General features: G+C 70.2%; 9 protein-coding genes and 1 pseudogene. 8 read left to right on the top strand and 2 right to left on the bottom strand.

What is annotated here, in order from left to right:
* Positions 1–31 precede the first annotated feature (31 nt).
* A pseudogene (gene hrcA / locus AC5E6L_RS11915) lies at positions 32–805 on the bottom strand (heat-inducible transcriptional repressor HrcA); the annotation flags it as partial.
* A 125-nt stretch (positions 806–930) separates the two neighbouring features.
* Here hrcA and rph point away from each other — a divergent pair.
* From rph to AC5E6L_RS11880, 7 genes are all read left to right on the top strand, one after another.
* A complete protein-coding gene (rph, locus tag AC5E6L_RS11910) occupies positions 931–1,653 on the top strand; it encodes a ribonuclease PH (RefSeq protein WP_491230755.1) in 723 nt (240 codons plus the stop codon).
* Between the two features lie 3 nt (positions 1,654–1,656).
* The gene (locus AC5E6L_RS11905) at positions 1,657–2,304 is read left to right on the top strand and encodes a non-canonical purine NTP pyrophosphatase (protein WP_491773532.1); all 648 of its coding nucleotides are present in this window, start codon (positions 1,657–1,659) and stop codon (positions 2,302–2,304) included.
* Entirely contained in the window at positions 2,282–3,484 is a 1,203-nt protein-coding gene (gene hemW, locus AC5E6L_RS11900; RefSeq protein WP_491773530.1) for a radical SAM family heme chaperone HemW, read from the top strand. The genes AC5E6L_RS11905 and hemW overlap by 23 nt, the downstream gene beginning before the upstream one ends.
* A gap of 1 nt (position 3,485) precedes the next feature.
* On the top strand, positions 3,486–4,379 hold the full coding sequence (rsmI, locus tag AC5E6L_RS11895; RefSeq protein WP_491773528.1) for a 16S rRNA (cytidine(1402)-2'-O)-methyltransferase: 894 nt from the start codon (positions 3,486–3,488) through the stop codon (positions 4,377–4,379).
* The gene (locus AC5E6L_RS11890) at positions 4,366–4,737 is read left to right on the top strand and encodes a YraN family protein (RefSeq protein ID WP_491230575.1); all 372 of its coding nucleotides are present in this window, start codon (positions 4,366–4,368) and stop codon (positions 4,735–4,737) included. The genes rsmI and AC5E6L_RS11890 overlap by 14 nt, the downstream gene beginning before the upstream one ends.
* A 60-nt stretch (positions 4,738–4,797) precedes the next feature.
* Positions 4,798–5,742 carry a glutathione synthase gene (gene gshB / locus AC5E6L_RS11885; protein ID WP_491773526.1) on the top strand — a complete coding sequence of 315 codons (945 nt, stop codon included), beginning with the start codon at positions 4,798–4,800 and terminating at the stop codon, positions 5,740–5,742.
* Positions 5,743–5,904: 162 nt separating this feature from the next.
* Positions 5,905–7,437, top strand: a complete 1,533-nt coding sequence (locus AC5E6L_RS11880) for a YifB family Mg chelatase-like AAA ATPase (protein WP_491773535.1) — start codon at positions 5,905–5,907, stop codon at positions 7,435–7,437.
* A gap of 10 nt (positions 7,438–7,447) precedes the next feature.
* Here AC5E6L_RS11880 and dut read toward each other — a convergent pair whose 3' ends face one another.
* Positions 7,448–7,942 carry a dUTP diphosphatase gene (dut, locus tag AC5E6L_RS11875; RefSeq protein WP_491773524.1) on the bottom strand — a complete coding sequence of 165 codons (495 nt, stop codon included), beginning with the start codon at positions 7,940–7,942 and terminating at the stop codon, positions 7,448–7,450.
* Between the two features lie 105 nt (positions 7,943–8,047).
* Here dut and AC5E6L_RS11870 point away from each other — a divergent pair.
* Positions 8,048–8,665 (top strand): GTP-binding protein (locus tag AC5E6L_RS11870; RefSeq protein WP_491773522.1); only part of this gene is annotated, 618 nt, incomplete at its 3' end.

Below are 8,665 nucleotides of genomic sequence, written 5' to 3'. Positions count from 1 at the left end.
CGCCCCGCCACCATGCCGCTCACGGCCGCCTCTCACACGCACTGGACCGGCCGCGCACGATCAACTGGCGCGGAAAGGCATCGTTCGCGCCCGACCAGACGGCCAGCCCGCGTTCGACCAGCCCGGCGCTCAATTCGTCCAGCTCGGCGCGGATTTCGCCGCGCCGCGCATTGATCGTCTCGCGCACGTCGGCAAGCGTGTGCCCGCGCGCATGGTGGTTGAGGAAATTGGCCGCCTGGGCGAGCTGCGAGGCGGTCATTCCGGCCGGCAGGTCGATGACGCGGTTTTCCACATCGCCCGATTCCCAGACGAGCACCGCCAGCGCCCTGGTCTCTTCCAGGCGCACGAATTCGATATGCCTGAGCGCGCCGTCGCGCTTGGCCGCCAGCACCAGGCCCGCCCCGTTGGACACGCGGCTGAGCATCTGGCTGGCTTCGGTCAGCAGCTGCTCGGTGGGCGGATGGCCCTCGTTCGCGCCGAACTGACTTTCGATCAGCGTCCGCTCGTCGTCGCTGACCTCGCCCGTTTCCATGAACGCATCGACGAAGAAGCGCAGGCCCTGTTCGGTCGGCAGGCGCCCGGCCGATATGTGCGGCGCGTAGATCAGGCCCAGCGCCTCCAGATCGCTCATCACGTTGCGCACCGAGGCCGGCGACAGCGAGGTGGGCAGCATCCTGGACAGGTTGCGCGAGCCCACCGGCTCGCCCTCGGACAGATAGGATTCGACGATCCGCCGGAAGATGTCGCGCGAGCGCTCGTCGAGCTTGTCGTCCAGACCGGCGGAGGTGGCGGTGGTGTGCTGCATGGGCAAGGGCAAGACCTTCTGCGCCCCAGATATATTGCAGTCTCGGGCGGCGGAAAAGAGGCGCTTTCGCCACGCGCCGAAAGCGTCTAAACGATCCGCCGACCGTACAAGTAAGGGGACCTTTCATGACCCGACCATCCGGGCGCATGCCCGATCAGATGCGCGCCGTCTCGCTTGAACGCGGTGTCGCCAAGCATGCCGAGGGCTCATGCCTCGTCAAGTTCGGCGACACGCACGTTCTGTGCACGGCCAGCCTTGAGGAGCGCGTGCCGCCATGGCTGCGCAACGCCGGCCGCGGCTGGGTGACGGCCGAATACGGCATGCTGCCGCGCGCCACGGGCGACCGCATGCGCCGCGAGGCGAGCGCGGGCAGGCAGGGCGGCCGGACGCTCGAAATCCAGCGCCTGATCGGCCGTTCCATGCGCGCCGTGGTCGACCTTGAAGCGCTCGGCGAGCGCCAGATCACCATCGACTGCGACGTCATCCAGGCCGACGGCGGCACCCGCACCGCCGCCATCACCGGCGGCTGGATCGCCCTGCACGATTGCCTGGACTGGATGCATGCGCGCCAGATGGCCTCCAGGACGCGCGTGCTGAAGGACCATGTGGCCGCGGTCTCCTGCGGCCTTTATCGGGGCGTGCCCGTCGCCGATCTCGACTATGACGAGGACAGCGCCGCCGATGCGGACGCCAACTTCGTCATGACCGGCTCGGGCGGCATCGTCGAGGTGCAGGGCACGGCCGAGGGCGATCCGTTCACGCGCGGCCAGTTCGACGCGCTGTTCGCCCTGGCCGAAACGGCGATCGCCGATCTGGTCTCGCTGCAAAAGCAGGCGATCGGAGGCTGAGCGATGGCGCGCCGCCTCCGGCCCGGCCGCCTGGTGCTGGCGACCCACAATCAAGGCAAGCTGGGCGAGATGCGCGCCCTGATCGCGCCGTTCGGCTTCGATGTCGTCTCGGCCGGGGAACTGGGCCTGCCCGAGCCCGCGGAAACCGGAACCACGTTCGAACACAACGCCCGGACCAAGGCGATGGCCGCGATGCGGGCGACCGGCCTGCCCGCGCTCGCCGACGACAGCGGCATCTGCGTCGAAGCGCTCGACGGCGCGCCCGGCGTCCACACCGCCGACTGGGCCGAGACCGGCAATGGGCGCGACTTCATGATGGCGATGCGCACGGTCGAGGAGAAATTGCAGGCGGCGGGCGCGACCGAGCCCGGCCGGCGCCGGGCGGCCTTCGTGGCCACCTTGTGCCTGTGCTGGCCGGACGGTCATTGCGCCTTCTTTCGCGGCGAGGCGCCCGGACACATGGTCTGGCCGCCGCGCGGCGGTCTCGGCTTCGGCTACGATCCGGTCTTCCTGCCCGACGGGCACGCGCGCACCTTCGGCGAGATGAGCGCCGCCGAAAAGCACGGCTGGAGGCCGGGCGATGCCGAGGCCTTGTCCCACCGGGCGCGCGCGGTCAAACTGTTTGCCCATGACTGTCTGGGCATCACCTGACACGGCGGCCCGCGCCGCCATCGGCCGCGACGATGGCGCGCCGGGCTTCGGCGTCTACCTGCACTGGCCGTTCTGCGCGGCCAAATGCCCCTATTGCGACTTCAACTCCCATGTCCGCCACGCGCCGGTCGACCAGCCCGCCTTCGCGGACGCGTTCCTGCGCGAGACGGCGCATATGCGCGCGCTCACCGGGCCGCGCACGGTCACCTCCGTCTTCATCGGCGGCGGCACCCCGTCGCTGATGGAGCCCGGAACCGTCGCCGCGCTGCTCGACGCCGTCGCCCGGCACTGGACCGTCCCGGCCGGCGTCGAGGTCACCATGGAGGCCAACCCCCAATCGGCGGATGCGGGCCGCTTCGCCGGCTACCGGTCGGCGGGCGTCAACCGGCTGTCGCTGGGGGTCCAGGCGCTCGACGATGCCGATCTGAAATTTCTCGGCCGGCTGCACGATGCGGCCGAGGCGCGCGCGGCGATCGATCTGGCGCGCGCCGCCTTTGCGCGCCTGTCCTTCGATCTGATCTATGCCCGGCCGGGCCAAACGCCGGACGCCTGGGAGGCTGAACTGGACGCGGCCATCGCGCTCGCCGCCGACCATCTGTCGCTCTACCAGTTGACGATCGAGGAGGGCACGCCGTTCAAGGCCCTGTTCGACAGGGGCAGGATCGGCATGCCCGACGGCGATCTTGCGGGCGACCTCTACGCGCTCACGCAGGATGTGACCGAGGCGGCGGGCCTGCCGGCCTATGAAATCTCGAACCATGCCGTGCCCGGCGCGGAGTCCCGGCACAACCTCACCTACTGGCGGTATGGCGACTATGTCGGGATCGGCCCGGGCGCCCATGGCCGGTTCGCCGGCGGGGACGGCCGGCTGGCGACGGTCGCCGAAAAGCACCCCGAAACATGGGCGGAGCTGGTCCGTGCCCGTGGCCACGGCATCGCCGGAACCGAAACGCTTGCCGCGCCCGCCCAGTGCGACGAGATGCTGCTGATGGGACTGCGCCTCGCCGAGGGGCTGGATCTCGCCCGGCACGAGGCGCTGGCCGGCAAGCCGATCGATGGCGGAAAAATGCGGGCGATGATCGATCTGGGGATGGTCGAGCCCGTCGGCAATGCCCGCATCCGCGCCACGCGAGCCGGCCGGATGGTGCTCGATTCCGTCATCGCCGAACTTGCGTGCTGACATGGCCGCCCGATACGCCATCGCCGGCCATTCAATCGAGGCGCCGCCCCTGGAGCCCGGCCTTTATCTCGTCGCCACGCCAATCGGAAACCTGCGCGACGTGACGGTCCGCGCGCTCGAAACGCTTGCCGCCTGCGACGTTCTGGCCTGCGAGGACACGCGCATCACCCGCCGCCTGCTCGACCGCTACGGCATCGCCGCAAGGCCCGTGGCCTATCACGAGCACAATGCCGCCATGGCCGGGCCAAGGCTCGTCGCCGCCCTCGACGCTGGCCGTTCGGTGGCCCTCGTGTCCGATGCGGGCACGCCGCTCGTCTCCGATCCGGGCTACCGGCTGGTTCTCGCCGCTCGCGCCGCCGGCCATGCGGTGATCGCGGTCCCGGGGCCTTCGGCGGTTCTGGCAGCGCTTGCGGCCTCGGGCCTTCCGACCGACGATTTCCGCTTCATCGGGTTCCTGCCGGCCAGGGACAAGGCGCGGCGCGCGCGGCTTGTGGCGCTGAAGGACGAGCCGGCGACGCTCGTCGCCTTCGAGGCGCCGCACCGGCTGGCGGCCACGCTGAAGGCCATCGCCGAAACGGCCGGCCCCGGCCGGGGCGTCTGCGTGGCGCGCGAACTGACCAAGCGGTTCGAGAGCGTGACGACCGCGCCGGCCGCCGAGGCTGCCGCGCGCTTCGCGGGCGAAACGGTCAGGGGCGAGATCGTCCTGCTGATTGCGCCGGCGGTGCCGGAGCCGGAACGTTTCGATCCCGAAAGCCTGGACGAATTGCTCAAGGGCCTGCTTGCCGACATGCCGGCCTCAAGGGCCGCGCGCGAGGCCGCGGGCCGGACGGGCCTGCCGCGCGCCGACCTCTACAAGCGCCTGGTCGCCATGAGGAAGAGCGATGGCGCGGCATGACGCGGCCGGCCGCAGGCGCGCCGAGCGGCGCGGGCGGCGCGGCGAGATGCGCGCCGCCATCGCCTTGCGGCTCAAGGGCTTTCGCATCCTGGCGCGCCGCTACAGGTGCGGGGCCGGCGAGATCGACCTGATCGCCCGGCGCGGCGATCTCATCGCCGTCGTCGAGGTCAAGGCGCGGCCCTCGCTCGGCGCGGCGATGGACGCAGTCACCCCGGCGGCGCAGCGGCGCATTATCGCCGCGGCCGACCATTGGCTCGCCCGCCGGCCGGACCATGGCGCGCTTTCGCTGCGCTTCGATCTGGTCGCCATCCTGCCCGGCCGCTGGCCGGTGCATGTGCCCGCGCTTTTCACCGCCTGACGGCGATTGATTTTCCGCGCGCGAGCGGCCAGTTACCGGGCACCACCAAGGGGAGCAACGATGGCGCTCAACATCGCGGTCCAGATGGACCACATCTCCACCATAGCGATCGCCGGCGACACGACCTTCGCGCTGTGCCTTGAGGCGCAGGCGCGCGGCCACGCGCTCCATCACTACACGCCCGACCGGCTGACGCTGCGCGGCGCGACGCCGAGCGCGGCGCTCGAACCGATGCGGGTGCGCGACGTCGAAGGCGATCACGTCACGCTCGGGCCGGCCGAGACGACCGACCTGTCGGCGATGGATGTGGTGCTGCTGCGGCAGGACCCGCCGTTCGACATGAACTACATCACGACGACGCACATGCTCGAACGCATTCACCCCAAAACGCTCGTCGTCAACGATCCGGCCTGGGTGCGCAACGCGCCCGAAAAGCTCTTCGTGCTCGATTTCGCCAACTTCATGCCCGAGACGCTGATCACCAAGGATATCGAGGCGATCGGCGCCTTCCGCCGGCAGTTCGGCGACATCATCCTCAAGCCGCTCTACGGCAATGGCGGCGCGGGCGTCTTCCACCTGCGCGACGGCGACCGCAACCTGACCTCGCTTCTGGAGATGTTCGGCCAGCTCTCCAACGAGCCGATCATCGCCCAGCGCTATCTCGCCGAGGTGCGCGGCGGCGACAAGCGCATATTGCTGATCGACGGCGAACCGGTCGGCGCCATCAACCGGGTTCCCTCGGAAACCGATGCGCGCTCGAACATGCATGTCGGCGGCAGGGCGCTGGCGACCGACCTGACCGGCCGCGACCTTGAGATCTGCGCCGCCATCGGCCCGGCGCTGCGCGCGCGCGGCTTCGTCCTGGTCGGCATCGACGTCATCGGCGGGCTGATGACCGAGATCAACGTCACCTCGCCCACCGGGGTGCGCGAGGTCAGGGCGTTCGGCGGCGCCGATGTCGCGGCGCTGTTCTGGGACGCGGTGGAGGCAAGGCGTGCCGGTTGACCCCGCGTCAGTCTTGTTCCGCGCGGCAACCCGATACAACCGGAACGCACGCGAGCCGTGTATTTGTTCCTAAAACGTTCTTTACTTGTTTTCCGCCCTGTGCTTGAATTTCAATCAGGGTGACGGGCCGTGCCGGCCTGAGCGCAAGGGAAGGGCATGCACATGGTCGCACGGGTCGCCACGGTCGCGTTCCAGGGCATCGAGGCGGTGCCGGTCGACGTTCAGGTCATGATCGCGCCGGGCAAGATGGGCATGCAGATCGTCGGCCTGCCCGACAAGGCGGTGGCCGAAAGCCGCGAGCGGGTGCAGTCGGCGCTGCATGCCTCCGGTCTCTCCATGCCGCCCAGGCGCGTGACCGTGAACCTGGCGCCGGCCGACCTGCCCAAGGAGGGCAGCCATTTCGACCTGCCGATCGCGCTCGGCCTGATGGCCGCGCTGGGCGCCATTCCCGCCGACGCGCTGGCCGGCTTCTCGGTCCTGGGCGAATTGTCGCTCGACGGCACGATCGCGCCGGTGGCCGGCGTCCTGCCGGCGGCGATCGCCGCCAACGCGGCCGGCAGGGGGCTGATCTGCCCGGCCGAATGCGGCCCGGAGGCCGCCTGGGCCGACGAGACAATGACGGTCCTGGCGCCGGTGTCCCTGATCGGGCTGGCCAACCATTTCCGAGGCACGCAGGTGCTCTCGCGCCCCCGGCCGTCGATGCGGGCGCCGGCCGCGTGCCTGCCGGACATGGCCGACATCAAGGGGCAGGAGACGGCGCGCCGCGCCCTGGAGGTTGCCGCCGCGGGCGGGCACAATCTGCTGATGGTCGGGCCGCCCGGTTCGGGCAAGTCCATGCTGGCGCAGCGGCTTCCCTCCATCCTGCCGCCGCTGTCGGCGCGTGAACTGCTCGATGTCTCCATGATCGCCTCGATCGCCGGCGAACTGGCCGGCGGCAAGCTGACCGACCGCCGGCCGTTTCGCGCCCCGCACCATTCGGCCTCGATGGCGGCGATGGTCGGCGGCGGAATGCGCGCCCGTCCGGGCGAGGTGTCGATGGCGCACAACGGCGTTCTGTTCCTGGACGAGTTTCCCGAGTTCGCCCCGGCCGTGCTCGACAGCCTGCGCCAGCCGCTGGAGACCGGCGCCTGCGTCATCGCGCGGGCCAACCATCGCGTGTCCTATCCCGCGCGCATCCAACTCGTGGCCGCCATGAACCCGTGCCGGTGCGGCATGGCGGGGACGCCGGGTCATGCCTGCGCGCGGGGGCAGCGTTGCCTCGCCGATTACCAGGCGCGCATTTCCGGCCCGTTGATGGACAGGATCGATCTGCGCATCGAGGTGCCGCCGGTCATGCCGGGCGATCTGATCCGCAAGGCGCCGGGCGAGGCGAGCGCGCCGGCCGCGGTCCGGGTCGCGGCGGCGCGCGCCCGCCAGGCGGCCCGCTACGAGGCGCTGGGCGCATCGGGCATCACCGTCAACGCCCATTGCCCGACGGCGCTGGTCGAGGCGGTCGCGGCCGCCGACGATGGCGCGCTGCACCTTCTGGCCGATGCCGCCGACAAGAAGCGCCTTTCGGCGCGCGCCTACCATCGCGTGCTCAAGCTCGCGCGCACGCTGGCCGATCTCGACGGCGCCGAGGGGGTCGGGCGCATCCACATCGCCGAAGCGATCTCCTACAGGATCGCCGGCGAGACCATGGCCGCGGCCGCGTGAGAGGCCTGCCTCAGCGCGTCCCGGTCGAGCCGAAGCCGCCCGCGCCGCGCTCGGTCGCCGGCGGCATGGTGGCGGATTCAACGATGGCAGGCCGGGTCACCGGCGCGACGACGATCTGGGCGATCCGCATGCCGCGCGTCACGGCAAACGGGTCTGCGCCCAGATTGATCAGCAGCACATGCACTTCGCCGCGATAGTCGCTGTCGATGGTGCCCGGCGTGTTCAGGCAGGTCACGCCATGCTTCAGCGCCAAGCCCGACCGGGGTCGCACCTGAGCCTCAAAGCCCTCGGGGATCGCCATCACAAAGCCGGTCGGCACCAGCGCCCGCGCACCCGGCGCCAACATCACGGGGTCTGCCTCCGGTATCGCCGCCCGCACATCCATGCCGGCGGCGCCTTCGGTGGCATAGGCGGGCAGTGCCAGTCCTTCGCCATGCGGCAGCCGGAACAATGCAAGGGAGGGCGGGTGCGTCGGATCGGTCACGGCAAGCTGGGGCAGGCTCATGGCGCGACCTCGCCCGCCGCAGCGCCACGCGTCAACGGGAAATTGCGGTTCGCCGCGCAAGGCCCTAGATAGGTTCCGATTCATCACCGGAATTCACACCCCGCCATGGCCCAATCGCTTCAGGACGAGGTCGCCCGCCGGCGCACCTTCGCCATCATCTCGCACCCGGACGCGGGCAAGACCACGCTCACCGAGAAGCTCCTGCTGTTCGGCGGCGCCATCCAGCTCGCCGGCGAGGTCAAGGCCAAGAAGAACCGCACGCAGTCGCGCTCGGACTGGATGAAGATCGAGCGCGAGCGCGGCATTTCCGTCGTCACCTCGGTGATGACGTTCGAATATGGCGGCAATGTCTTCAACCTGCTGGACACGCCCGGCCACGAGGATTTCGCCGACGACACCTATCGCACGCTGACCGCCGTCGACAGCGCCATCATGGTGATCGACGCGGCCAGGGGCATCGAGCCGCGCACGCTGAAGCTGTTCGAGGTGTGCCGGCTGCGCGACATCCCCATCATCACCTTCGTCAACAAGATGGACCGCGAGAGCCGCGATCCGTTCGAGATCCTCGACGAGGTCGAGGACAAGCTGGCGCTCGACACGGCGCCGGTCACCTGGCCGATCGGCCGCGCAAGGAGCTTTGCCGGAACCTATCATCTGGCGCGCAACGCGGTGCGCCGCGCCGACACCGAGACTGCGCGCACGCCGGTCAACGGGCCGGAGGCC

It is taken from the genome of Roseitalea sp. (assembly GCF_984466335.1).
This window is presented reverse-complemented; position numbering and strand designations above follow the sequence as displayed.